General features: G+C 52.0%; 19 protein-coding genes and 2 pseudogenes. 15 read left to right on the top strand and 6 right to left on the bottom strand.

All coding sequences use genetic code 11. From position 1 onward, the window contains the following. Window positions 1-94: 94 nt before the first annotated feature. Window positions 95-2,488, top strand: coding sequence for a CBM96 family carbohydrate-binding protein (locus GC097_RS16720; RefSeq protein ID WP_171684437.1), 2,394 nt, complete (start codon window positions 95-97; stop codon window positions 2,486-2,488). Between the two features lie 8 nt (window positions 2,489-2,496). Here the strand turns inward: GC097_RS16720 and GC097_RS16715 are convergent, their stop codons facing one another. Further along, window positions 2,497-2,679 carry a hypothetical protein gene (locus GC097_RS16715; RefSeq protein WP_171684436.1) on the bottom strand — a complete coding sequence of 61 codons (183 nt, stop codon included), beginning with the start codon at window positions 2,677-2,679 and terminating at the stop codon, window positions 2,497-2,499. Between the two features lie 163 nt (window positions 2,680-2,842). Here GC097_RS16715 and GC097_RS35275 point away from each other — a divergent pair. From GC097_RS35275 to GC097_RS16690, 7 genes and pseudogenes are all read left to right on the top strand, one after another. Next, window positions 2,843-3,682 (top strand): annotated as a pseudogene (locus GC097_RS35275) (beta-galactosidase); the annotation flags it as partial. A gap of 1,178 nt (window positions 3,683-4,860) precedes the next feature. Next, window positions 4,861-4,911 (top strand): annotated as a pseudogene (locus tag GC097_RS35270) (hypothetical protein); the annotation flags it as partial. Window positions 4,912-5,019: 108 nt separating this feature from the next. After that, window positions 5,020-5,376, top strand: a complete 357-nt coding sequence (locus GC097_RS16710) for an S-layer homology domain-containing protein (RefSeq protein WP_312875680.1) — start codon at window positions 5,020-5,022, stop codon at window positions 5,374-5,376. A 241-nt stretch (window positions 5,377-5,617) separates the two neighbouring features. Further along, entirely contained in the window at window positions 5,618-7,165 is a 1,548-nt protein-coding gene (locus tag GC097_RS16705) for an extracellular solute-binding protein (RefSeq protein ID WP_171684434.1), read from the top strand. Between the two features lie 128 nt (window positions 7,166-7,293). After that, window positions 7,294-8,259: an ABC transporter permease gene (locus GC097_RS16700; RefSeq protein ID WP_171684433.1), complete on the top strand. Its 966-nt coding sequence runs from the start codon at window positions 7,294-7,296 to the stop codon at window positions 8,257-8,259. Next, window positions 8,253-9,104, top strand: a complete 852-nt coding sequence (locus GC097_RS16695; protein WP_171684432.1) for a carbohydrate ABC transporter permease — start codon at window positions 8,253-8,255, stop codon at window positions 9,102-9,104. The genes GC097_RS16700 and GC097_RS16695 overlap by 7 nt, the downstream gene beginning before the upstream one ends. 192 nt (window positions 9,105-9,296) lie before the next feature. After that, a complete protein-coding gene (locus GC097_RS16690) occupies window positions 9,297-9,821 on the top strand; it encodes a YhcN/YlaJ family sporulation lipoprotein (protein WP_171684431.1) in 525 nt (174 codons plus the stop codon). A 64-nt stretch (window positions 9,822-9,885) separates the two neighbouring features. Here the strand turns inward: GC097_RS16690 and GC097_RS16685 are convergent, their stop codons facing one another. From GC097_RS16685 to GC097_RS16670, 4 genes are all read right to left on the bottom strand, one after another. Then, window positions 9,886-11,337: an MFS transporter gene (locus GC097_RS16685; RefSeq protein WP_312875679.1), complete on the bottom strand. Its 1,452-nt coding sequence runs from the start codon at window positions 11,335-11,337 to the stop codon at window positions 9,886-9,888. Between the two features lie 63 nt (window positions 11,338-11,400). Beyond that, window positions 11,401-11,994, bottom strand: a complete 594-nt coding sequence (locus tag GC097_RS16680) for a TetR/AcrR family transcriptional regulator (protein ID WP_171684430.1) — start codon at window positions 11,992-11,994, stop codon at window positions 11,401-11,403. 67 nt (window positions 11,995-12,061) lie between these two features. Further along, complete coding sequence (locus GC097_RS16675) at window positions 12,062-12,916, bottom strand: DMT family transporter (RefSeq protein WP_171684429.1); 855 nt, start codon at window positions 12,914-12,916, stop codon at window positions 12,062-12,064. A gap of 30 nt (window positions 12,917-12,946) precedes the next feature. Next, window positions 12,947-13,897: a metallophosphoesterase family protein gene (locus GC097_RS16670; protein ID WP_171684428.1), complete on the bottom strand. Its 951-nt coding sequence runs from the start codon at window positions 13,895-13,897 to the stop codon at window positions 12,947-12,949. Between the two features lie 236 nt (window positions 13,898-14,133). On the opposite strand from GC097_RS16670, the gene GC097_RS16665 reads away from it, so the two are divergent. The 6 genes from GC097_RS16665 (at window position 14,134) to GC097_RS16640 (ending at window position 22,895) form a co-directional block, all read left to right on the top strand. Further along, window positions 14,134-15,783 (top strand): DUF4091 domain-containing protein, encoded by a 1,650-nt coding sequence (locus tag GC097_RS16665; RefSeq protein WP_312875678.1) that lies wholly within the window; start codon window positions 14,134-14,136, stop codon window positions 15,781-15,783. Window positions 15,784-15,870: 87 nt separating this feature from the next. After that, window positions 15,871-16,641 (top strand): DeoR/GlpR family DNA-binding transcription regulator, encoded by a 771-nt coding sequence (locus tag GC097_RS16660; RefSeq protein WP_171684427.1) that lies wholly within the window; start codon window positions 15,871-15,873, stop codon window positions 16,639-16,641. A gap of 266 nt (window positions 16,642-16,907) precedes the next feature. After that, a complete protein-coding gene (locus tag GC097_RS16655; protein ID WP_171684426.1) occupies window positions 16,908-18,554 on the top strand; it encodes a type 2 periplasmic-binding domain-containing protein in 1,647 nt (548 codons plus the stop codon). 65 nt (window positions 18,555-18,619) lie between these two features. Beyond that, window positions 18,620-19,537, top strand: a complete 918-nt coding sequence (locus GC097_RS16650) for an ABC transporter permease (RefSeq protein WP_171684425.1) — start codon at window positions 18,620-18,622, stop codon at window positions 19,535-19,537. 13 nt (window positions 19,538-19,550) lie between these two features. Then, complete coding sequence (locus GC097_RS16645; protein ID WP_171684424.1) at window positions 19,551-20,429, top strand: carbohydrate ABC transporter permease; 879 nt, start codon at window positions 19,551-19,553, stop codon at window positions 20,427-20,429. Window positions 20,430-20,606: 177 nt separating this feature from the next. After that, complete coding sequence (locus GC097_RS16640; protein ID WP_171684423.1) at window positions 20,607-22,895, top strand: helix-turn-helix domain-containing protein; 2,289 nt, start codon at window positions 20,607-20,609, stop codon at window positions 22,893-22,895. On the opposite strand, the gene GC097_RS16635 is transcribed toward GC097_RS16640, so the two are convergent. Next, complete coding sequence (locus GC097_RS16635; RefSeq protein WP_171684422.1) at window positions 22,886-23,815, bottom strand: AraC family transcriptional regulator; 930 nt, start codon at window positions 23,813-23,815, stop codon at window positions 22,886-22,888. The two genes, GC097_RS16640 and GC097_RS16635, sit on opposite strands and share 10 nt — an antisense overlap. 172 nt (window positions 23,816-23,987) lie before the next feature. Here GC097_RS16635 and GC097_RS16630 point away from each other — a divergent pair, with 172 nt between their 5' ends. After that, a complete protein-coding gene (locus GC097_RS16630; protein WP_376768400.1) occupies window positions 23,988-25,835 on the top strand; it encodes a glycoside hydrolase family 35 protein in 1,848 nt (615 codons plus the stop codon). Window positions 25,836-25,842 lie beyond the last annotated feature (7 nt).

Below are 25,842 nucleotides of genomic sequence, written 5' to 3'. Positions count from 1 at the left end.
GGCATTGATGCTACTTTGGAAAAGCGGAAATTGAAAATGAGGGAAACGACGATTCCGCACAGTCTGTTCAAATTACATTGTGGGAGGCTTAAATGTGAACTTATTTTGCACGAGTTTTGGTAAGCGCTTTATTCCCCGGTTGGCGGCCATCATGAGCGCCGTCCTGATGTGTTCCTTAGTCTCGGGGATATGGACGGGGAATACGGCGGAGGCGGGTGAGCTCTCGGGCGCGTCTCTGCAAATGGTTACCATGCAGGTTTACGCCGCGGAGGATGCGTATACGAAGGGCGGCATTGATGCGGGCAACAATTTTGGATCGGCGAGTGTGCTTAATGTCAAATATTCCTTGACCACTCCCAACAGCATGAGGGAATCCTTCCTGAAGTTTGATTTAAGCGCCGTTCCGGGACGGATTGCACATGCGCAGCTTCATCTTTACGGCGCTGCGGCGGACGGGACGGCAGCCAATGGCAAAGCGGTTACCGTCAGCGTGTACCAGGTGGAAAACGACAGCTGGAGCGAGTCAGCTCTGACTTGGAATACCAAGCCAGCCGCCACGGAAGCCGCCGGCAATGGCATCACGCTGCTCAACAGGCAGCCTGAAGCGTGGTACAGCGATGATGTAACGGCATATATGAAGGCCAAGCAGGCCAAGGGGGATTCCTGGGCAAGCTTGGCCTTGCTGGATCAGGGGCGGGCCGATTGCATCGTAGCCTTCAACAGCAGGGAAGCGGCGGCAAACCGCCCTTATCTGAGCATTACTTACGAGCTTCCCGCCAGCGGTGACACGGCTCCTCCGGCTTGGCCTGAAGGCTCCCGCCTGACGGCATCCGTCTCGGAAGACGGTTCTGCGTTGCTTCTGCAATGGCCCGCCGCCGAGGATGAATCCGGGGTTGCGTTTTACCGGATTTATGCAAACGGCATCCTTCGGGTCCAATTGCCCGGAGATGTCCGAAGCTACCGGCTGGAGGGCGTCACGCCGGGACAGACGGTCCAGCTGCAGGTTCAGGCGGCGAACCCCGGTCTCCAATGGAGCGAGCCGGGATTAAGCGCCGAGGTAGAGATACCGGATCAGTCTTCGGTTCCCGGCGAAGAGCCCATGCCGCTGAACGCATTTATGAGCAAGCTGGGCGGGATGAGCTATTTGCCGGTTGTGAAAAACGGCCAAGCGAACCATTGGTCGGAGCTGGAAGCCATGGAACTGCCCTCAGACAATAGTCAGGTGTATGTTACCGGCTGGGGCGGCGCATCCGATTTGTCCGCCAAGGTCAAGTTCGCCTACGACGAGGAGAACTTCTATGCCTGGTTTGAGGTCAAGGACCAGGTGCATAAAGGCGTGGCCGGTTCAAGCATGTGGACCGGAGACAGCATCCAATTGGCATTCAGCGCCGACGGTGCGGCTTATGAGACCGAATACGGATTGGGGCTTACCGGAAGCGTGCCGGAGGTCTGGAGATGGGCCGCAGGCAATGCCCAATTGGGCAAGGAGACGGTATCTTTGACCGCGGCAAGAAACGAATCCGCCCAAACAACCGTGTATGAAGCCGCCTTTCCCTGGAAGGCTCTGTTCAAGGAAAAGCCGACGGACAGCTTCCGGTTCACGTACCTGATCAACGATAATGACGGCAGCGGTAGAAAGGGCTGGCTGCAATGGACCAACGGAATCGGTCTTGGCAAGGACAGCTCCCAATTTGGCACGGCCAAGCTGGTTGCCGACGGGGCGAAGTGGCTGTCGTGGCTCTCCGCTCCCACTTCGGCTATGGCGGGAGATACCGTTACCCGCACCTTGGACCTGTTGAACTTCGATCAGGCCGATGCGGCGCTGCTTGTCCGCTCCGCAGAGCTGGGAGTCGATCGTCAAATCACAGTTCCCGCCGGGCATGCCGTCAGATTGACCTTCCCTGTTCAGTATGGGGAACGGGGCGATTACCCTGTTCATTTTGAAATTGAAGACCCCGTAACGGGCGAGATACAGACCCATCAAAGCTCCGTATCCGTCTATGAAAGCGACGAGCAGCTTCTGGCCCGGTTCGACCGGCTGAAAAGTCTGCTGCCCGGACTGAAGGCGCTGCTGGACCAGGCCCGGCAGCAGGGGATACCGGTGGACTATGAGACGGTGAATGCCACGGTCATTGGAGACTTCATTCAATACGGCAAGGACGACATTCTGAATGGCGAGAAAGAACGTGCGATTTATGTGGCTGATCAACTGGACCATCTTTACAGTGAGGCGACGGATAATCTGCAGGCTTATCTGGAAGGCTCCAAAGAGGCAAAAGCTGTTCAGCGCTATAGAACAGGCTCTTCGCCCATCCGTATAGACGGCTATTCCTTCATTGCGGATGTGGCCGGTTCCTCCGGGGACACGGTCAAGCAGGACAAGGTGATTTTTACGGGATACGGCCATTTCGACGAGGTTCGTCGGGATATTCCCAAGTTTAGCGGCTACGGCACCAATTTGATCCAGGTTGAGTTCGGTCCCAGGTAGGCTATTCTTCAGTCTGAAGTATGGTCGGTCTGGTCCAGCTCCAAGTCGGGAGGAGTCCAGGCCGATATTACGGCGGATCGCAACGTATACAGAAGCGGTACCGGATCGTTGTCCATTGTGAACCAATCGTCGGCAGCCTCCAATGTATTCGCCAGGGTATGGCAGAAAGTTGCGGTGGAGCCCAACACCACTTATCAGGTAAAAGCGTGGATTAAAGGGCAGGATGCGAAGAATGCCTGGTTCCTCGGCGGGGACGGCTGGAGGACGCGGTGCCAGGCCCCCAAGGGCACCTATGATTGGACGGAAGTGGGCTGCACCTACACCACCGGAAGTCAGGAAACCTCGCTGGAATTCATGGTTGTATCGGAAAATACTGGGACGGTCTGGTTCGACGATATCAGCATCACCGCTGCCGGCGGAGGGGAGAATCTGCTGCTCTATCCCGGGTTTGACGAAAGGGCGATTGATCCCGCCAAAGGCTACTTGATATCCGAGGCCAGCATTCAAAACAATCTTGTTCAGGTGCTGGAGCGGGCGGCCGAGCATAATGTTGCGGTCAATGTGCTGTTGTCCCCCCACTATTTTCCCGATTGGATGAAGGCGAAGTGGCCCGAGTTGAACAGCAACGCTACAGGCTTCATTAAGTATAACATTGAAGCGCCGAAAGCTAGGCAGGTGATCCAGGATTATCTGCAGACGGTTATTTCGATGATCAAGGACAGTCCCGCGCTGCACAGCGTAACCTTGTCCAATGAACCCGTCTTCGATACCCGCAGGGATGCGGAGGCGCATACGCCGGCATTCCAGGAATATTTGAGAGAGCAGTACAACGGGAATATTGCTGGGTTGAATCGGGTTTACGGCACCAGCTACAGCGATTTCGGGAAAGTGCCCATGCCCCTTAACTATTCGGCTACGCCCCAATTTTACGATTGGTATCGGTTCAACAGCAATCTGTTTACTTGCTGGCATCAGTGGATGGCGGATATTGTCCATAAAATTGCGCCCGGTCTTGCCGTTCACAGCAAGGTGATGAACAGCACTCTGGGAGGGCTTGACCAGGGAATCGATTTTGAAGGGATGGCGGCCTTAAGCGACATCAGTGGCAATGACTCCACCAATTATTTGAATACCGGAGTCGACGGCCAGGTGGAGCAGTACCGATATTACGATTTTCTGTCATCGCTGAAGGAGGCTCCCGTCTTTAATTCCGAAGAGCATATTATCCGGGACGGGGACAGCAACTATTTGCCCGAGCAGGTGGACCATATGCGCACGGTTCTTTGGCAGGGGGCTATGCACCGGCGTTCGGCATCGACAATCTGGGTATGGGCCAGAACGTACAGCAAGACCAGCGATTTTCGCGGCAGTGTGCTGCACAGGCCGGATGTGGTGGCTGAGGTAGGCAAGACCAGTCTGGACTTGAACAGGCTGGTGAAGGAGGTAACCGCCTTCCAGAACGATCGGGCCAAGGTGGCGATTCTCTACAGTTTGCCTGCATTGGCCTATGAAGCAAACACGACTTATCCCAATGCGGTTCGGAAGCTGTACGGAGCTGTCAGCCTCAGCGGAGCCGGTGTGGATTTCATTACGGAGAAGCAGCTGCGGGAGGGCAAAGGGAATGAATATTCCATGATCCTGGTGCCACAGCAGCAGCATCTGGAACGGGACTCTCTGGACAGTCTTCGCCAGTACCAGGAGTCGGGAGGGACGGTGGCGATTCAGGGAGCGGATTCGCTTCGCCAAGACGAGCACAACCAGGTGCTGGACGAGGCGGCGCGGGTGGCAGTCTTTGGCCGGGCCATCATTCTCGAAGAGGGCTGGTCCGCCGCGCAAGTCCAGGAATGGCTGAGGACCACTTCCTTCTATAAAACGGCTGCTCCCGTTGTGCTGATCGATGAAGCGACTGGGTTGCCGGTTGAAGCTGTGGAATGGCGCAGCGTGCGAAAAGACGGCCATTGGCTGCTGAACATCACTAATTATGGCAGCACCGCCAAAAGGGTATCAGTGCTTGCGAACGGCGAGCGGCTGACAAGCGCCCTCAGCCTGATCGACGGCGTTCCATGGAACGGAGAGACCCTCGAGCTTCCGCGGCTGTCTCCGGTGCTTCTGCAATGGGCTTCGGATGAAAATCCGGGCACCGAACGGGAACTGACCCAGGTAACGGTCCGGGAAGCAATCCGGGAACTGACCCAGGTACCAATCCGGGAAGCAACCCGGGAACTAACCCAGGTACCGGTCCAGGAAGCAACCAGGGAACTAACCCAGGCGCCGATCCCGGAACCAAACCGGGCACTGACGCGGGAACGGCGCCCGGAAGCGGTGGAGGCGTCCCCGATGAGGGGAGTGAACCGGGGAGCTTTGCCGATATCTTGGGCCATTGGGCGGAGCCGTTCATCAGATTGGCAACAGAAGCCGGAATGGTGCAGGGTTATGAGGATGGCACCTACCGTCCCGACGCTCCCGTTACCCGCGGCGAGTGGGCCCTTCTGCTGGTCCGGGCGCTGCGGCTTCCGCAGCCGGACCATGCGGTGAAGCCGTTCGCGGATGACGCCGCGCTGCCGGATTGGGTCAGGGAGGCCGTGTATCAAGCGGCGGCAGCGGGTATCATTGAAGGATATCCCGACGGCTCGTTTGCCCCTACGCTTCCGGTTACGCGCGCCGAAATGGCGGTTATGCTGGCCAGAGCCATCGGCCTTCGCCCTTCCGAGACGGCTTTGCCGCGTTATGCGGACGCGGCGGATGTGCCGGACTGGGCCAAGGAGGCGGTGGCTGGGGTTTATGAGGCCGGCCTGATGACGGGGCGGGACGGAGGATATTTTGCCCCCCGGGACTTCGCAACACGGGCCGAAGCCGCCGTGCTCCTGCTTAGAGTGAATCAGGATTAATTGGTCGACTGTTTGCATATTTGGCTGTGGCTCGCAGAGATCACATTCTGCAAGCTCTTCGATAATCTTGTAACTAGGCAATAGATCGAAATGTAAGGTAAGGTGAGGCCAGGGAATGAAGCCGCCGTCATTCGAACGCTATAACGACCGGCGGCTTCGGGGCTTCATTCCGCGGGCTTGAATAACGCACAAACACAAAAGGGAGGCAAAGCAATTGAAAAAGAAACATTTGAAGGCCGCCATGGCCTTAACCGTAGGCAGCATGCTGCTTCTTGCGGGCTGCGGAGATTCGACGGAATCATCTACCGCCAGTCCGTCTGCTGGTGCGACTGCCGCCGCAAACTCCAATCCGGCGCAGCCCAAGATCATCACCGCGTCTATCTATGACCGGGGCGCGGTTCCGGCGGAGGAGGGCACCTATGAGAGCAATCGCTGGACCAAATGGATCAACGAGCAATCCGGCATACAGGTGAAATGGACGCCAATTCCCCGCAGCCAAGAGGTGGATAAGTTCAATGTGCTGGTTGCCTCGGGGCAGGCGCCGGAGCTGATCACCTCGTACGATAGGAATATGCTGTCCCGGTTTGTCAGTCAAGGGGTGGCCCAGCCGCTTGACGAGTATATTGAGAAATACAGCACCAGCTATAAGGAATATATCAAGAAGCACCCGGAGCTAAAGCCATTTGTCACCTTTGACGGCAAAACCTACGCCATCGCCAGCATGCGCAATACTCAGGCGGCGACCATGATCTGGATTCGCCAGGACTGGCTCGACAAGCTGGGCTTGAAGATGCCGACAACCGTGGATGAACTGGTGGAAGTAGCGAAGGCTTTCCGGGACGGGGACCCTGACGGCAACGGGAAGAAGGATACGACTGCCATCGCCATGTCCAACGCCTATTCCGCAGTCCTTGAAGACCTGTTCATGGCAAGGGGAGGCGAGTGGTTTATTGAGAATGGTCAAGCCACCCTGTCCTTCTTCACCGACCGTTACAAGGAAGCGCTGAGCCTGCGCAAAACCTTATATTCCGAAGGACTGGTGGATAAGGAATACGTTACGGATAAAAATTGGGCCAGACAAAAGCAGCTATGGATTACCGGCAAGGCGGGAATTTTATTCGATTTGTTCAACAACGGCCCTACAGTGGACTTCTACAAGAGCCAGCCGGACGCTAAGCTGATGCCTCTGTCGCCCATCTCCACGAAATTCGGCAAGAACGGCTATCAGAAGGAAGTGCCCAACTATCTGCTCACCATCTTTAACAAGAATATGAAGAATCCCCAGGCGGCCATGGAGTACGTGGACTGGATGCTGGACAAAGGCTGGTACAATCTGAGCTATGGTCTGGAAGGCACCCACTTCGAATTGAAAAATAACGTGCCCGTAACATTGGACGCCGACAAGCTGAAGAAGGAAGTCGGCTATGCCAGCGAGTACCGGATCGTTCATCAGGAGGTCATGACCCCGGAATTCCTTCTGGCCCGGGCAAGCGGCGATGAAAATGACCAAAAGGTGCAGAAATCCGTTGGCGAGGCCATTCAGGTGGCCCAAAGCACCGATTTCCGCAAGGATTTTCCGTATACGCCAGCTGTGGATGAGTTTACCGATATTTCCGGACAGTTCCAGAAGAAGTGGGATGAAATTGTCACCAAGGTCACCATGACCCCCGATCTGACTCCGGAGTGGGGCATCAGCCAAATCCGCAGCGAGTGGGAGAAGCTGAACGGCAAGAGCATCGAAGCCAAAGTCCAGGAATGGTACGAGCAGCATAAAGCGGATTTCAAATAACGGCAGCCGCAGCAATAACTGAATAGAGGATGGTGCAACATGGCAAATCAACAGACGGCAATAATAAAAGAGCAATTGGCCAAGATGGCCTTGTCCGGCGCGATTATGTACGGAGGGGGGAAAGGGGGATGAAGAAGCTTGCGGCTGTGGCAGCGTCGGCGCACTCGGGCGTTCCCGCAGGAAAGCGAAGGAGCTTCCTTTATTACCTTTGGAGGGATCGGTATCTGTATCTTTTCCTGCTGCCGGCGCTGGGATTTTATCTGATCTTCAAATATTCCCCGCTCTACGGCGAGATTATTGCCTTTAAGGATTTCCAGATCATGAAGGGCATATGGGGGAGTCCGTGGGCAGGCTTGAAGCATTTCCGGGTGTTGTTGTCCAACCCGGATTTCTGGCTGGTGTTCCGCAATACGATGCTGTTGAATCTGTATAAGCTCCTGTTCGTGTTTCCCGCGCCGATTGTGCTGGCCTTGATGCTTAACGAGATCAGGTCCAACTGGTTCAAGAGAACTATCCAGAACCTGCTGTACCTGCCCCATTTTATCTCATGGGTTGTGCTCGGAGGCGTCATTGTGGCGATTTTGTCCCCCAGCACCGGGGTGATCAACACCATTCTGGAACAGGTATTCGGCATAGAGCCGATTTATTTCATGACCCATACCGGCTGGTGGCCGGTCATGTTTACCCTGTCCTCCAACTGGCAAGGGGCAGGCTGGGGAACGATTCTGTATCTTGCTGCCATGGCCAATATCGATCCCCAGCAGTATGAAGCGGCCAAGATCGACGGGGCTTCCAAGCTGCGCCAAATCTGGCATGTCACCTTGCCGGGCATTCGCCCCACCATTGCCCTTTTGCTAATTCTTCAGATGGGCCAAATAACGGACGTAGGCTTTGAACAGGTCTATAATCTGCAAAATGAAGCGGTGTTCAGCGTATCCGACGTTATCAGCACGTATGTATACCGGATGGGGCTTCAGGCCGCCCAATACAGCTATTCCACAGCAGTCGGCCTGTTCCAGGGCGTCATTGCCCTGATTCTGATGCTGACCGTCAACAAAATAACCAAGGCGATGGGAGAGAGCGGCTTATGGTAACCAGATGCTTGCGTGGCGTCAACGGGCTTATGCTGATCGTGTGCGCGTTTACCACCATGTTCCCTCTCCTGAATGTGCTTGCCACCTCCTTCAGCGGCAGCACGGCCATTCTGTCGGGGGAGGTATTTCTGTGGCCCGTGGATTGGACCACCACCGCCTTCGCCAATTTGTTCAAGGACGGACAGCTGATGAACGCCATGAAAAACTCCGCGGTCATAACAGTGGCAGGCACTATCATGCAGATGACGGCCACAACCTTGGCGGCTTATTCCCTGTCCAAGAACCGGCTGAAGGGGCGGCAGCTGTTTCTGCTGCTGATTTTGTTCACCATGATGTTCGGCGGGGGTCTGATCCCCATGTTTCTTCTACTTAAGAATTTGCATATTCTGAATACATTCTGGGCCATTTGGCTGCCGGGGCTGATCAGCACCTACAATTTGTTCGTGATGAAGTCGTCCTTCGAGGCGCTTCCCGGCGAGCTGGAGGAATCCGCCACCATAGACGGAGCCAATGATTTTAACATATTTGTCCGCATTGTGATCCCTCTGTCCAAGCCTGTTCTGGCAGCCATCTCCCTGTTTTACGCCGTGGGGCTGTGGAATGTATACGCGCCTGCGCTGTATTTCATTACCAGCTCCGCCAAGATGCCGCTTACGGTGAAACTGTACCAGATGATACAGCTTCCCGACACCAACCTGTTGGACAGCTCCGATCTGAGCTTCGTTCCCCCGGAAGGCATGAAAGCGGCGGCCATCATCATTACCGTTTTGCCGATTCTGTGTCTATACCCGTTTCTGCAAAAGTACTTTGTTAAAGGCGTGCTGCTTGGTTCCATCAAAGGTTGAAGCAGGTGGACGCCATCGGAAACAAAGTGAAATACAACTCATAGGAGGGGTTGTCTCAAAAGGTCTGAAAAAGGCCTAAGAGACAGCCCTTTTGTTCTTTAATTAATAGGGTGCCCCAACCACGCAAACAATAATTAAGAATGAAAACCATGACAGTGAGCATATTAAGGGCAGCTTATTTTCGGAGGTGCTATGAGTCTGATGAAAATGAAAAAGAAGCTTGCCACTGTAGGAATCGTGATAACTGTAGGTGTTTTGACGATTGTCTCCACGGGTTGTGCGAATAAAGCGAAGGATCAGGTCAAGCAACAAAGTGTTCAAATGCAGCAAAACCAGCATAATCAGCATAACCAAGTTAGGCCTCTGGCAACTACGGCTGCGGATAATCAAATTCAAATCGCCAAGCAGGCGTCGGATCAGATTGTTAAGTTAAACGGGGTGAAGCAAGCCAATGTGCTTGTGACAGGAAAGAATGCGTATGTTGCTGCCATAACAAATTCAAATCAAGGTCAGCTCACTGCTGACATGGAACACCAAATCGCTCAGCAAGTCAGAGCGACAGATCCGAATATTCAAAAGGTATATGTTTCCACGAATCCGGAATTTGTGGACCGCGTTAACAAATACGTATCCGATGTACGATTAGGCCATCCGATCAGTGGATTCTTCCAGGAATTTACGGAGACGGTGAAACGCGTTTTTCCAAACGCGCGTTAATAGCAGAAGCACGAAAAGAAGCCGCTCGGGTTTGGAGCGGCTTCTTGTGTTCAAAGCATCATTTTCAATGTAAGTATTCTTTGAGATTCCCGGAAACAGAAGCCACCTTAGCCGCAGTGCTAACGCGGCGTCTTCCGCCAAACGTAAAAAAGAACACAACCAAAATCACTAACTGCAAAGCCGCGAGCACAAGGCTAATATTGCTGAAAATAGAGCCAACAGCATAATGATACAGCGGATTCCAGCCTGGAATAAGGCTGACACTTCCAAGGTCAACGGCTTTGCTGTAGAGGCCGATCGCGATGCCTTGCGCAATAAAGTTGACCATAGCGAGCATGCCCATGCCGACGCCTGCTTGTTCCGGCTGCAACGTTCTCGACACGGAGTTGGAAACGGCGATGACCAGGAAGGACTGTCCGACGTTGCCCAAAATCAGAAAAGCGGCAATAAGCAGCGGAGATCCGCCGGTAAACGTCGAAAGCAGTATAAAGCAGCTGAGCAGTAAGCCGGCGGCCAAATAAGCGACAAAGGGGTTGCCTTTGGCATCCGCGAGCTTACCGCCTTTGCGCCCGAATATAGCTGCTGCGGCAGCGGCAGGAACCATCATCAAGCCGATCCAAAGGGAAGGCAGCTTCTGTACGTCGGCCAACAGCAGCGGGCTCAGCACATACAGCGAGCAGCAGGTGCCGTTAACGAGAAAGGAGATCGTCAATCCAAGCGTATACTTGGTATTGCGAAACAGCTTTGGCGCAATAAACGGCTCCTTCGCCTTGCTGATTCGGGCAATGAATAAGCCTAAGGCGAGCAGGGCGCCAAGGAATAGCCATAGTCCGTTTGAAACGCTCATCAAAAGCAAAGCAATCGTGACGGCCAGCAACATGCCGCCAAGCCAGTCAAAGGTGCCCGCGGTCCCGGGCTGCTCTTCTTTCAAATATTTGCGGTATAGAGGAAGAACCGTCAAAACAAGCAGGGGCACAGCAAACAGCCACCGCCAATGAACAGTGCTTACAATTAAAGCCGCGACAACAGGGCCAAGGGCATTGCCGAAAGCCAGCCCTACAGCGGTCATGCCCAGCGCGGCTCCTCTGCGTTCAGGAGCGAAATAACGCATAGGGATGATCATCGAAATTGCGGGAATGACCGCAGCTCCTGCAGCTTGCAAACATCTGCCCGCGAGAGCCATGGCGAACGTTTGCGAAGTCAGCCCGATGAGAGACCCGGCGGCGAACACGAGCAGACCGAAGGTGACGATGCTTTTAAGCGTATAGCGGTCTGCCAGCTTACCATAGGTGACGGAGCCAATCGCGTAGATCAGAATGTAAGCGGAGGAGAGCCAGCTCACTTGCGAAAGGCTAAGGGAAAATTGCTCGCTGATCTTAGGCAGCGCGATGTTGAACATGACACCGGTCATCATGGAAATGGTCAGTGTGAACATTAAAACACGCATTAATTTATGATGGCCGGTTTGCTGAGGCTGGGCACTAGCCGCCGCTGAATTCGGCATTGCGTTAATCATGCGTTAATCACTTCCTTTTTAGAATGACTGTCAGTGCTGACTGGCATGTGGGAGGTAAAAAAACTAGGGCTGCAGCGCCCTAGCAAAAATTTTAACGCTCTCTAGCACAAATGGCTCTAAAGCGATGCTGGAGTAATTCGTACGGCTGTCGAGATCGTTAATGAACGCCCCGAATTGCATCATCATAAAGGAGAAGGCGTGAAGCTCCGGATTGTCGGGAATCATTTTGCCCTTCTCTGCCATAGCCGTGAAATAATCGGTTAGAAATTCCAATAACTGCTGGGGATGCTTTTGCGTGCGCTCGCGGAATCCCGGCAGTTGTCCGTCATCTTTGAGCGAGATCTGAATCATTTTCCGGTTGCGGTTCATGATCTCATGATAGGTTCTGCTAACCAGGAGCAAATCTTGCTCAAGATCCCATACCAACTTCTCGGCAAACAGCTTCTTCATTTCTTCGGCGTAGTGATAGCGGTCAAAAGCAGCTTCAAGCAGCTTCTGCTTGCTGCCGAAATGACGGAATAAGGTCTTCTCGCTGAGACCTGCCGCGGTGGCGATTTCGATGGTGGTTACTCCGTTGTAGCCTTTCTCCGCAATTAAGTTAAGTGCAGATAACAGCAGTTTATCGCTGCTGCCGAGCTTGCTACTGGTAGCGTCCATGGTAGTCCCTCTTCCGAATCAATGTCAGTACTCACTGACATTATCATAAGCGCCATTCAAATGAAAGTCAACCAAAGAATCCAATCAACGATATGCCAATTGTTATTAAAATGGAGCACATGATCCGCAGCTTGCCTTGCTTTTCTTTGAGGATGACAATGCCAAGAATGGTAGCAAACACGGTTCCGATTTCCCGGATCGGCGAGATATGGGCAACAGGCGCATATTTCATGGCGAATAGAAACAACAGATACGACCCGGGATTGAGGATAGCTCCGAGCAAAATAATGCGGCTGTTCAGCTTCCATTCCATGCGCAGCTGCTTGGAGGCGATGACGATGGGCGTCAGCGCCGCGACGAACCCGATATTCGTCACTTCGAGCAAGGAGATGGCCGAAATATGCTGGAGATTCAATTTATCGACGAAGACATAGCAGGTCGTGCATAAGCCAACGCACAAAGCCATCAGAAACGGTTTGATGGATGCGGCTGAGGCTGCTTTTTTGCCGGTGAAGATGCCGCTAAGAGAAACGAAGCCGATGACCATGCAGAGAAGCCCGAGCCAGCCGTATACGGATAAGGATTCTCTCAGGAACACAACGCCGACAATGGGAATGAATAAAGTGCTGGTGCCCCGCATAATCGGATATATTTGAGACAAATCCCCCATATTGTAGGTGCGTGATAACAGTAGAGCGTAAATGCTCTGCAAAGCCGCTGACAACAACAGAAGTCCGTAAGAAGCCAAGGATAAGGGATGAAGCCATAATTCTCTGATCAGAAAAGGAAGCAGGATCACGGTGGTGACCATGATGATCGACCACAGGAAAACACTTTTGTTGCGGCTGCTTTTGGTGAATAAGCTCCAAATGGCATGGGTTAGGCCGGAAGCTAGGACAAGTAAGATTGAAACAATAACCAAGCCATCATCTCCAAACAAAATGGGTTCAAATTAAACGCCCGGCTGATGCTCAGGCTGCTCGCTCACAACGGTGCCGTCCGCCAGTCGCAGCCAAGTGTCGAAACTGCGCTCGCCTTGGCGAAGCCGGATCATCCGTGCGCCGCGAGGGAAGCCTTCTTGGCCGTATGTATTGTAGCCGGATGCCCTGCCGTAGCAAAGCTGGATGCCGTGCAGCTCGCCCCAGAAGTCGTTGATGTGATCGTGGCCGCAGAACGTGCCCATCACATCGCCCATCTCTGCCATCGCTGCGAATAGGCCTGAGTTGACGGGCGCGCAGCACACATTTTCGAGCTTATTGCCATAGCACGTCGCGGTATACCAAACCTGCTGATATTCCGGCAGCGGAATATGGAAGAAAGCGAGTGCAGGCAATGGCTGTTCTCCATTAGCGGATTGAAGCTTTCTTGAAGCTTCCTTGTACCAGGCGATTTGATCGCTGCGAATCCAATCGTATCCTTTGATATGCGGCACCGGTGATAGATTGCCGGAGTCAAAAAAATACAGGGCAAGGGCGTCTTGCCCGCCGGCATCCTGAACGGACAACGTGAAGTTGCCCACTCCGTTGATATCGCGAGGGCCGCGCTGTGTGACCGTGTGCGGATATTGGAGCACGGACTGCATAAGCTCCTCGCGCGAAATCACGGATTCGGTATCGTGATTGCCGAATACCACCGCCCACGGAATCCCGCGGGATTCCACGGCGTGGACGGCTTCCCGAAACGCCTCCAACGGCTGCTCGCAGACGGGCTCGCCCGGCGTCACATACCCGGTGTAAATGACGTCGCCGGTGAATACAACAAGATCAGGCTGTTCGGCATCCAGCACCTCTTCCATTAGTTTTCTCGTCTGAAGATCGAGAGTGCCGTTATCTTTCCAATGTAAATCTGTAAATTGGGTGATCGTAAAGGTATGGTCTTCACGAAAGAATAATTGACGCTGCATAGATAGAGGCCTCCATGGTTTTTGTGGTTGTTGTTTTCATGTGGTTTCATATTAAAATGTTGTTGTTTGTTGACAATTGTATATCCAGTTCTCGGGAACTGTCAATGCGCAATTTTCGTATCCCCCAATCACAAGAAATGAACATGGCGTTAAAAAAAGTAGATTTACTATCCGGCACAATCCACATACCTTTAAGATATAACTTCATTTTGTTATATAGGAAGGGAGACCATACCGTGTCAGATGCGAAGTTTGAACTGCGCTGCTTGAACTCATTAGCCAAAGTGATCGCCCATCAGGAGCCAGACTCCCGTTATATCCTTGAAAGAGCGACTATGCTCAAGGGCGAGGTGTACTCGTTTCAAGTGGCTTACCGGTCCGACCAATTGGTTAAAGGAGTGCGCTTGGAGATCGCTTCACCTTTGTCCGGCTGCATGGCCGTTAGAAAAGTAGGACTGGCTCCGAGCGAGCTGACCATGTACGGAGATCATGACGGATACCTGCTCAGCGATCAACCGGGCTTGTATCCGGATCCCTTGCTGCCGCTGGAGGGTGGCGGCGAGATTGCGCTCCCCAAATGCTGGGGCTCATTCTGGGTAACGCTGGATTTGCGGGAACACGCCGAGCCGGAAGGTCTGTATCCAATTGATGTTGTGCTGTCCGCAGCGGACGGCGCTCAAGTCGGCTCGCAGCGCATTCATTTGCAGGTCTTAAACGCTTCTTTGCCGAAACAAAAGCTAATTCGAACTGAATGGTTTCATACGGATTGCTTGGCGAACCATTATCAAGTGGACGTTTTTAGCGAGGAGCACTGGAGACGGATTGAGCAGTATGTCCAAGCGGCGGTCAAACAAGGCGTAAACATGCTGTTAACGCCGCTTTTTACGCCTCCGCTGGATACGGAGGTTGGCGGTGAGCGGACAACTGTGCAGCTAGTTGGCGTGGAGCGGGATGCGCAGGCGTACCGCTTTGATTTTACGCTGCTGGAGAGATGGATTGCGCTGGGTGAGCGCTGCGGAGTTCAATATTATGAGTTCTCTCATTTATTCACGCAGTGGGGAGCGCAGTTCGCTCCCAAAATTATGGCGACAGAGCAGGGGCAGCTGAAGCGAATTTTCGGCTGGGAAACCGACGCATCGGGAGAGGCGTACGGAATGTTCCTCGAAGCTTTATTGCCTGAACTGGATCGGTTTATTCAGGATCGCGGGCTTGGGGATCGCGTATTTTTCCATGTATCGGATGAACCGACTTTAGATCAGCTGGACTCGTACCGAAAGGCCGCCAGCCAAATTAGTAAGTTCCTCGGCAGCTATCCGACGTTCGATGCGCTGTCCGATTATGAATTTTATGCGCATGGCCTCATAAACACGCCTGTTGTAGCCAATAATCATATTGATGAATTCATTAGCCGCGGCGTAGATAATCTATGGACTTACTATTGCTGCGCGCAGTATAAGCAAGTATCCAATCGCTTCTTCGTCTTCCCTTCCGAGCGGAACCGGATCATTGGCTACCAGCTGTACAAATTTAATATCAAAGGCTTCCTTCACTGGGGGTATAACTTCTGGTATTCCCAATATGCGCGCAAAATGCTGAATCCTTTCGTCCAGACGGATGCCGACCGGGCTTTTCCTTCCGGAGATGCTTTCCTTGTCTATCCCGGGGAAGATGGGCCTATCGAATCCATTCGGATGGTCGTATTTTATGAAGCTTTGCAAGATTTGAGGGCGCTTGAAAAGCTGGAGAGCTTGATTGGCCGTGAGAGCACACTTGCGTTAATCGAAGAGGATCTCGACACGCCGCTAACCTTCAGCGAATACCCGCATGATCCGGAGTGGATCATGAAGAAGCGCGAGAAGATCAATCTCCTCATCGCCTCGCGTTGACAGGGCAACCTCCTGCTTATACACTAGATGAAAACAACATGAAACATCACAATGTTGCTACCATCGGTCATAGGCAGGAGGTTGTTTATGTCGTTAACATTCGAGGATCGCAGAATGAAGATCCTGAACCATTTGGAGATGGAAGGGAAAGTGCAGGTTCTTCATTTGTCCGAGCTCCTTAGCGTTTCTACGGAAACGGTCCGGCGGGACCTGGATCGCTTGGAGAAGGAAGGCAAGCTGCGCAAAGTGTACGGAGGCGCTGTCAAAATGCGCATGGAACTGGTCGAGCCGCCTTTTCTGAGACGGACACAAATGATGAAGAGCGAGAAAGCGGCGATCGGCAAGGCGGCTGCTTCTATCGTGCAGGACGGCGAAACGATCATGCTGGATAACAGCACGACGACGCTGGAGATTTTGCCCTACCTGAAGGATCATACGAATGTAACTTTGATTACCCACTCTGTCCCTGTACTCAATCTCGCCATGGAGCTGTTTAGCGGCCGAATTATTTTTATTGGCGGGGAAGTGAATGTGGAATACAAAGCGGCAACCGGAGTCCTCACGGATCAAATGCTGGACCAATTCAAGGTGAATAAAGCATTTATTTCGGTCGGCGGCATTTCGCTTGTAGATGGAATCACGGACTTTCATTTGGCTGAAGCGGTCATTTCGCGGAAAATGATGCAGCGGGCGGAGGAGTCCATTCTGGTTGCGGACCACTCCAAATTCGGCATGTCGACTTTTGCCCGGGTAGCCAAGCTGGACGAAATCTCGATGTTAATCACAGATAGCGGCTGTCCGAAGGAATGGATTGATACGCTCGAAGGGCTGGGCATTGAAGTACTGATCGGCGAGTAATACGCATAGTCAAGGCAAACACGGAGAATCGCTGCCGAACCGCTTGCATAAAGCGGCGAGGTGGCGGTTTTTCCTTTATATATCGGGGAATTCTCATAAAATGAGGATGCTGCAAATAGAAGCGATGCCCTTTCTTAAGAAAACAATACGACTGAAAAATAAGCGATATACGGCATCCCTATGCTGCATGTATGCTTCATTCACAGGGCTAATCCGCTTACGGCGTTAGCGCCAAATCATCCATCATCATCAAGGGGAGTGTTTCTATGAAAAGAAATAAAGCATTCAAAGTGCTTCCTGTACTTGCCTCCGTGCTCGTACTATCCTTAGTAACTGCTTGCGGCAATTCAGGCACAACGAAAGAAGCAAACGGCAGCACAGCGCCAGCCGCAACTTCATCCGTTTCTAAAGATCCGGTTAAAGTGACGCTATGGACTCCGATGAATCCGAATGCGAAAGCAGTCGTCAAAAGTTTAAATGAACTTCCGATGGTGCAAGAATGGGCGAAAAAGACGAATGTCACGTTCGACTTCCAACATTCTTCCGGAAATACGCCGCAGGACGATGTTCAGCAGTACGGTGTTATGGTGGCTTCCAATAACCTGCCGGATTCGATGCTGTGGAACTGGAACAGCGTGCAGGGCGGAACGTCCAAAATGTTCAAAGACGGCACAATTATTAAACTGAATGACTTAATTGAGAAAAACGCGCCGAATTTGAAAAAAATCTTGGACGCTAATCCGCAAATCGCCAAACAAATCAAAGCGGATAACGGCGATATTTACGCGCTGCCTCACTTAAAGGTCGGTCAATACGGCCAATACAAAACGTTCAGCGGCATGGTCATCCGCCAAGATTGGCTTGAAGAGCTTGGTTTGCAGGCGCCGGAAACGATCGACGAGTGGGAAACCGTGCTAAGAGCTTTCAAAGAGAAGAAAGGCGTGATTCCTTTCACACTCAACAAAAGCTATCCGCTCTCATTCGCTGACTTCGCAGGCGCATACGGTGTTGCAGGCATGTCAACGATTGCCAATGCGAGCTCCTTCTACATCGATGGCGGCAAAGTGAAGTTCGGCCCTACGCAGCCGGAGTTTAAGCAATATTTGACGACGATGCAAAAATGGTACAAAGAAGGCTTGATCGATCCGGACTTCGCTTCCAATGACACGAAAACCATGGATGCGAAAATCACATCAGGGAAAGCGGGAGCTTTCTACGGCTTCATCGGCGGAAGCATCGGGACGTACACGCCGGCGCTGCAGAAAACAGATCCGAAAGCGAAGCTGGCTGCCGTTCAATATCCGGTTCTGAAAAAAGGCGATGAGCCTAAATTCGTCCAAGCGTCATGGGAGTACGACAATATCGGAACCGTTATTACAAGCACGAATAAACATGCGGCAGAAACGGTAAAAGCGATCGACTACCTGTACAGTGACGAAGGCGCTATGCTCAAAAACTTCGGTGTGGAAGGCCAAACGTATACGAAAGTTGACGGACAGCCGAAGTACACGGACTTGATTTTGAAAAACCCGGACAACTTGCCGATTTCTCAAGCAATGGCCAAATATTTTATTGCCAACTACGGCTTCTCCGGTTTGGATGATGACCGTTACAACGACCAGTACTATCAATTGCAAGCTCAAAAAGACGCGGTTAAGCTGTACGCCAAATATGCAAACAACGCTTACAAAGTGATGCTGCCGCCGGTTGTCCTTTCTACGGATGAAGCCAAAGAGTCTGCGAAGATCCTGAACGATGTAAGCACTCTGCTGACAGAGCAAATCACGAAAGTGGTCATGGGCGCTGCGAAAGTGGAAGATTACGATAAAACGATGGAACAAGTGAAAAAGATGAACATTGACCGTGCGGTTGAGATTTATCAAACAGCGACGGACCGTTATAACAAACGTTAATTCATGGCTTTAGCGAGGGGAGCGCCGTCTCCCCTTTTTCACCACACAAGTAAGGAAGTGAGAACATGGCGAATTCCATTCGGGTTCTACTCGACGACTTCAGAAAAAATCGCGCAATCTACCTGATGGTACTTCCGGTTGTGCTGTACTTCTTCATTTTTAAATATTTCCCAATGTATGGCGCTGTAATTGCCTTCAAGGATTTCAGCCCGGCGAAAGGGATTTGGGGCAGCGATTGGGTAGGATTTGCGCATTTCAAAGATTTCTTTCAAAGCTATTATTTTGTTCGCGTCCTGCGCAATACGTTCTTGATTAGCTTTTATAATTTGATCTTCGGCTTCCCGGCACCGATTATTCTTGCGATTCTGCTGAACGAGCTTCGCCAGAAGGTGTTCAAGTCGATCGTGCAGACGGTTTCCTATTTACCGCATTTTATCTCGATTGTCGTCATCTCAGGGTTGATTATTGATTTTACGAACCGTGGCGGTATCGTGAATTCCATCATTGTGTTCTTTGGCGGACAGGATTCAGCACTTATGAATAATGCCGAAAATTTCCGCACCATTTTCGTTTCTACATCGGTTTGGCAAGAACTCGGCTGGTCGTCCATTATTTACTTGGCTGCGCTTAGCGGAATCAATCCGGAACTGTATGAAGCCGTTCGGGTTGATGGGGCGGGCAGATTCCGCCAAATCTGGAGCGTAACGCTCCCGGGACTCATTCCAACGATCATGATCCTGCTTATTCTGCGGATTGGCGGCTTGATGGAGGTCGGTTTTGAGAAAATCGTCCTGCTCTACAATCCGAATACGTATGAAACGGCGGATGTCATTTCATCCTTTGTTTACCGGGAAGGGCTTGCTCAAGGGAACGATTACAGCTATACGACGGCTGTAGGGCTGTTCCAATCGATGATCAACTTCGTCTTGCTTATTAGCGCTAACAGCATATCCCGCCGATTCTCGGGCAGCCGGTTGTGGTAGGAGGAAACTAACGATGAAATTAAGCGCATCTGAGCGTCTATTCGATATAGGTAATGCGATTCTAATGATATTGCTTATCATTTGTACGCTTTATCCGTTCTACTATGTGTTCATGGCCTCTATCAGTGATTCGAATTTGTTAATACAACATACAGGGCTGCTGCTTAAGCCGCTAGGGTTTAACTTAACCGCCTTTGAGAAGGTGATCGCGAACCCGAACATTTTGACCGGGTATGGCAATACCCTCTTGATCTTAATTCTGGGTACGGCGGTGAATCTGTTTTTTACAACGCTTGGCGCGTACGCCCTGTCCAGAAAGTTTGTTCTGCGCAAGTTCCTGATGATCAGCATTGTCTTCACGATGTATTTCAGCGGCGGCTTGATCCCGACCTATCTGTTAATCAACAATTACCTGCACATGGGCAACAGCTATCTTGCGCTGATTGTGCCGGTGGCCATCTCCACCTGGAACTTGATCATCATGCGTACTTCGTTCGAAGCGATCCCCGAGGGGCTGATGGAATCCGCCAAGATTGACGGCGCAGGGGAATGGCGCATTTTGTTCCAGATCGTGGTGCCGCTGTCGATGCCGGTTATGGCCGTCATGGTGCTGTACTACGGGGTTGCACACTGGAATTCATGGTTTAATGCGATGCTCTTCCTTCATGACCGGGACAAATTTCCGCTGCAGCTCATTCTTCGCGAGATTCTCGTACAGAACAGCACGGATTCCATGACCACCGGAACGGGCAACGCGAACGATACGCAAGCGATTGGAGAAAGCATTAAATATGCAACGATTATGGTTGCGACCTTACCGATCCTTATCGCCTATCCTTTTTTACAAAAATATTTTGTGAAAGGCGTTATGGTTGGCGCGATCAAAGAATAACTTCCCAGGGCCTGTTCTCTTTTTGGATGTTCGAAAAGAGGGCGGGATATTTGGGTTTTGGTGCTTTTGGGCGGGAAAACGCTAAAAAATGATGATGCTGCAAAAATCGTAGATGTACATAAGCGGTAGAAGATGGGATAATTCGCATACAGCATGAGTAGTAGGGAGGGCCTCTTGATGAAACGGAGCGTATATCTTTTTTGGCTATATTCGAACTTAACCATTCTTTGTATCCCCATTGTCATCACGATGTTGGTGCTCTTTCAATCGCAGCTTTTATTGAACTCGGAAGTGATCAGATCCAATAAAGCGCTGCTCAATCAGGTGAAGCAATCCCTGGATAATCAATTTAAGGATATTAAACGGATGGGGCTTCAGCTCTCTTTGGACCCTAAAGTTATTAAATATGTGAACCAATCCGACTATACAAGTTCCCAAGTTAAACTAGACACGCTTGACCTCATCACGTCACTGCGTTCCTATGCCGCTTCGAACGGTGATATCAACGATTTATATGTGTATATGAAAAAGCAGCATTTCGGTGTGACCACCTCGACGATGAATCAAGATGAGCTTCTTTTCCAATTGCTTCACGAAAACAATACAGGGCTGACCTTTAAAAAGTGGAGCGACAGCATGGACAAGATCTACTTCGGTAATTTTCTACAATTAGCCGAAGACGATATGGTGTACTTGCAGTCTCTGCCTATTCAAAATGCCGACGAAGCGCCGGCCACACTTGTGGTCATGCTGAATGCGGAGCGCTTGAAAGCCGCGATCTCGAACATCCAGCTGGCCCAAGCCGGCATTGTGCTGATTCTGGATTCGGCCAATAAGCCGATCATGATCGCGGGCGAGTCAGGGCACGTGTCCGATCTTGATTTTGCACGGATTTCGTCAGCCGCAGAAGGCTCGTTTAGTCAGGAATGGGACAGGGAAGAGGTGACGGTTTCCTACGTTTCCTCCGTTGAAAACGAGTGGAAATATGTCTCCATCGTACCTACGAAAATTTATTCGGCCAAAGTCAGCCAATTGCGCAGGTGGATTTATGCGGGCTTATTTCTGTGTATTTTCGTCGGGGGGCCGATGTCCGTCTGGTTGACACGCAGGCATTATATGCCGATACGCCGCATGGTGGATCTGGTGTCTCCCAAGGTGAAATCGAACGTTCAGGGCATTAAAGACGAGTTCCTGCTGCTGCAATCCTTCATGTCGGAGAACGCGGCCTTCCAGGATACGGCGAATACGACGATTCAGAAGCAGCAAAATGTTCTGCGCAGCCATTTTCTGGCGCGGCTGCTTAAGGGGAGAGTGGAAAGCGGTTCCGCGCTAGCCCAAGCCATGGAATCGTTCGATTTGCGATTCAAAACGAACCGTTTTGCGGTCTTGCTTTTTCATATCGGCGATTATGCGCCTTTGTTTAGTGACAGCTCTTCGCGCGATGCCGAGTCCAAGCTGCAGTATGTCTACTATATTGTGACAAACATTACGGAAGAGCTGATCGGGCGCAAGCACACGGTCTTTACGACGGAAGTGGACGGGATGATCGCTTTTCTCGTCAATATTCAGCACGAAGATGAAGCTCAGGGCAAACAGGATTTAATCGACGTTGCGCAAGAGGCGCAGGGGATTATACAGGGGAAATTTTATATTCAGCTGACGATCGGCATCAGCGATATTCATCCGACGCTGACAGGTATTCCGTATGGATTTGATGAGGCGCTGGAGGCGCTGGAGTACAAATTCGTCATCGGTCCGAGCCAGATTATTCCGTTTGACCGGATCAAACGGCCGAAGAATGAGCTGTATTATCCGCTGGATATGGAGCGTCAGCTTATCAATCATATCCGGACGGGACAGTACGAGGAGGCCATGGAGGCAGTCAGCGAGCTGATCGTTACGAATGTGTCGGACGGCACGCTGTCGCTGCAGTTGGGCAAGCTTCTCATGTTTGAGCTGATCGGCACGATTTTGAAAGCGATTGAGCATCTGGATCAAGGGCCGAACGAGCTGGCCGTTGAAAAGCATGCGTTAATCAAGGAGCTGACGCAGTGTGAATCGTTCGCGGAAATTGAAAATGAAATTTATAAGTTTTTGAAAACCGTCTGCGATTACGTCGACTCCAAGAAGAAGAGTCACAATACGAATCTGAAGGATCATGTGCTGAGCTATATTGACGAGCATTTGGCGGATATGGATTTGAGCCTGACGTCGCTGTCGCTGAAGTTTGATGTAAATGCGCCGTATTTGTCACGTTTCATCAAAGAACAGTCCGGGGAGACGTTCATCGATTACGTCAACAAGCAGCGCGTCGGGTTAGCCAAAAAGCTGATGCTGGAAACCGATGACACGATCACGGATATTACGCAAAAGGTCGGGTTCTCCAATAGCAATACCTTCATTCGTGTGTTCAAGCGCTACGAGGGGATTACACCGGGGCAGTTCAGAAAAGGCGATCAGCTATGATCGTCTTTTTGGGCTGGATGCCTCGGCTTGAATTCGCTCGGCGATTGGCCGGTCCACCGCCGGAATTGCCGCGAGAAGTGGCTGGCCGAATGGAAGCCCAGCTTCTCCGCAATGTCCGTCATCGGCAGATGGGTCGTGACGAGCAGCTCCTTGGCCAGCTTCAGCTTCTGCTGGCTGACGTACTGACGGGGGGACAGCCCGTACACCTTGGCGAACAGCTTGCTGCACTGGCTGCGGCTGAGGTTCATCTCCTTCGCAACCCCCGTCACGGTCGCCTCCTCGCATAGACCGAGCGAGAGCTTCTCTTCGATCATGTGCGCGATATCGGCCGTGAAGAGCGAGGGATTTTTATCGGGCGCTGCGCGATGCCCGCTTGCTGTCCCGTGCTCGCGAAACAGCTGCAGTACATCGTGGATGATGAGCAGCGTATAAGATTGGAGCAGCAGCTTATCCTCGAAGCGCAGGAGGGAGGGCTCCGGCGGTGCTTCCGCTTCGCGGTGCTCGGTGTGATTGCGGTGCATGACCGCCTCTAGCTCGCTTACATAGAAGCTGAGCTTACTTGGCGCGGCTTCCTTGTGCCGGATAAGCCGGTAGGGCGTAGCAGAAAGCAGGCTGCGAATCTCGGGGTCGTCAAGATCGAAATGCACATTGAAGAAGCCATAGTCCGTGGAGGCGGTGTTGGAGGATTGATGCCTGACGCCGGTTTTGATCAGCAGCCAATCCCCTTTATGCATGATCACGGTATCGCGGTTTATTTCATGAACGACTTCTCCTGCCACACAGAACAGAAGCTCGAACAAGTGGTGATGATGCCGGGGGAAATGCCAACCCGGGGGTTTCAAGCCGAAATGGCATCCTATCACCTGAAGCGTATTAATAATATTAGGGAAACGAAATAAATCCTCCGACCGTTGTTCCACAAATTGTTCCTCCCGTCCGTGCTCGCTTTTGCTTCATCATACCATGGGGGGTGGCACATTTGGTATAGAAAATGATCCATTTGGCGATGGAGAATGGAACCCCTTTCAGCGATGATGAGTGTAGGCAATTCAAAACATGAACCCATAGCACTCATAATCCGGAGGGATAATTGTGGCCATATTACAAGCCAAAGATAAGCAATTTCTATTAGATGGAGAGCCATTTCAAATTTTATCAGGAGCCATCCATTATTTCCGTGTTGTCCCTGAGTATTGGGAAGATCGGCTGCTGAAGCTCAAAGCGTGCGGGTTTAACACCGTAGAAACGTATGTACCTTGGAATTTGCATGAACCGCAGGAAAATGCGTTTAACTTTGAAGGCCTTGCGGACATTGAGCGTTTCATTACACTGGCTGGCAAGCTCGGGCTGCATGTGATCGTTCGGCCAAGCCCTTACATCTGTGCGGAGTGGGAATTCGGCGGATTGCCGGCTTGGCTGCTGCAGTATTCGTATATGAAGCTTCGCTGCATGGAAGGCGCGTATTTGCAAAAAGTAGACCGTTACTATGATGAGCTGATCCCAAGATTAACTCCGCTGCAAAGCACAAACGGCGGTCCGATTATCGCCATGCAGATCGAAAATGAGTACGGCAGCTACGGCAATGACACCGCGTATTTAACGTATTTGCGCGATGGGCTGATCAAGCGCGGAGTGGATGTTCTGCTGTTTACATCGGACGGTCCGGAGGATGGCATGCTGCAGGGAGGTACGGTTCCCGGCACACTGGCGACCGTCAACTTCGGCTCCAGACCGGAGGAGGCGTTCGAGAAGTTCCGCGAGTACCGTGCAGACGAACCGCTCATGTGCATGGAGTATTGGAACGGTTGGTTCGATCACTGGCTGAAGCCCCACCACACGCGTGATGCCGGCGATGTCGCCGATGTCTTCGACCGCATGCTGCGCTCCGGCGCTTCCGTGAATTTCTATATGTTCCACGGCGGAACTAACTTTGGCTTCTACAACGGAGCGAACTTTGGAGACAAGTACGAAGCGACGATAACCAGCTATGACTACGATTCACCCCTATCGGAGTGCGGAGATGAAACGGAGAAGTATCGAGCCGTCCGCAGTGTCATCGCGCGCTATCTCGAGAAAGACGAGAAGGAGTTCCCGGCATTTCCTGCGCCTATTCCGAAGAAAAGCTACGGCCTCGTCTCGCTCACGGAAAAAGCGGATCTGCTGGGCCAGCTTGACCAGTTTTCCGTGCCTGTTAAGCGCATATGCCCGGAACCGATGGAGATGCTTGGCCAAAGCTACGGCTTCATCGTCTATTCGACACAGGTATCCGGTCCACGAACCGGCGAAATGCTGCACCTACAAGAGGTGCATGACCGCGCCCAAGTTTTCTTGGACGGCGTCTATCAAGGTACCGTTGAGCGCTGGGACCCGCGTCCTCTCCCGCTGGACATTCCTGCCCAAGGGGCAAAGCTGGAGATCGTTGTCGAGAACATGGGCCGCGTTAACTACGGACCGAAATTGAAGGACTACAAAGGCATTACAGAGGGTGTGCGCTTCAACAATCAATTTTTGTTTGATTGGACGATTTATCCGCTGCCACTGGACAATATCGGCGCGATTCCGTTTGTGGGTTCTGCGGCGAGTGCGGGGCAGGATCAGGATCAGGGTCAAGATCAGGATCAGGGTCAAGATCAAGATCAAGATCAAGATCAAGATCAAGGTCAAATTCAAGATCAGGATCATGAGCGCCCCACGTTTTACCGCGGGGAATTTAACGTCGAAGAGGCCGGAGACACCTTCGTTCGTTTGGACGGCTGGTCCAAGGGCGTTGTGTGGATCAATGGCTTTAATCTTGGGCGTTATTGGGAAAAAGGCCCGCAGCGTACGTTGTATTTGCCGGCGCCGTTACTGCGGAAGGGCAGCAATGAAATCGTCGTCTTCGAGCTTCATCGTACCGAGAAGCCGGTTATTGCATTGACGGATGCGCCGGACTTAGGCTAAACCGGAA

Source organism: Paenibacillus planticolens, assembly GCF_013141725.1.
GTDB classification, from domain to species: domain Bacteria; phylum Bacillota; class Bacilli; order Paenibacillales; family NBRC-103111; genus Paenibacillus_E; species Paenibacillus_E planticolens.
Note: the sequence above shows the minus strand (reverse complement) of the source record. Positions and strands in the feature narration are given on the sequence as shown.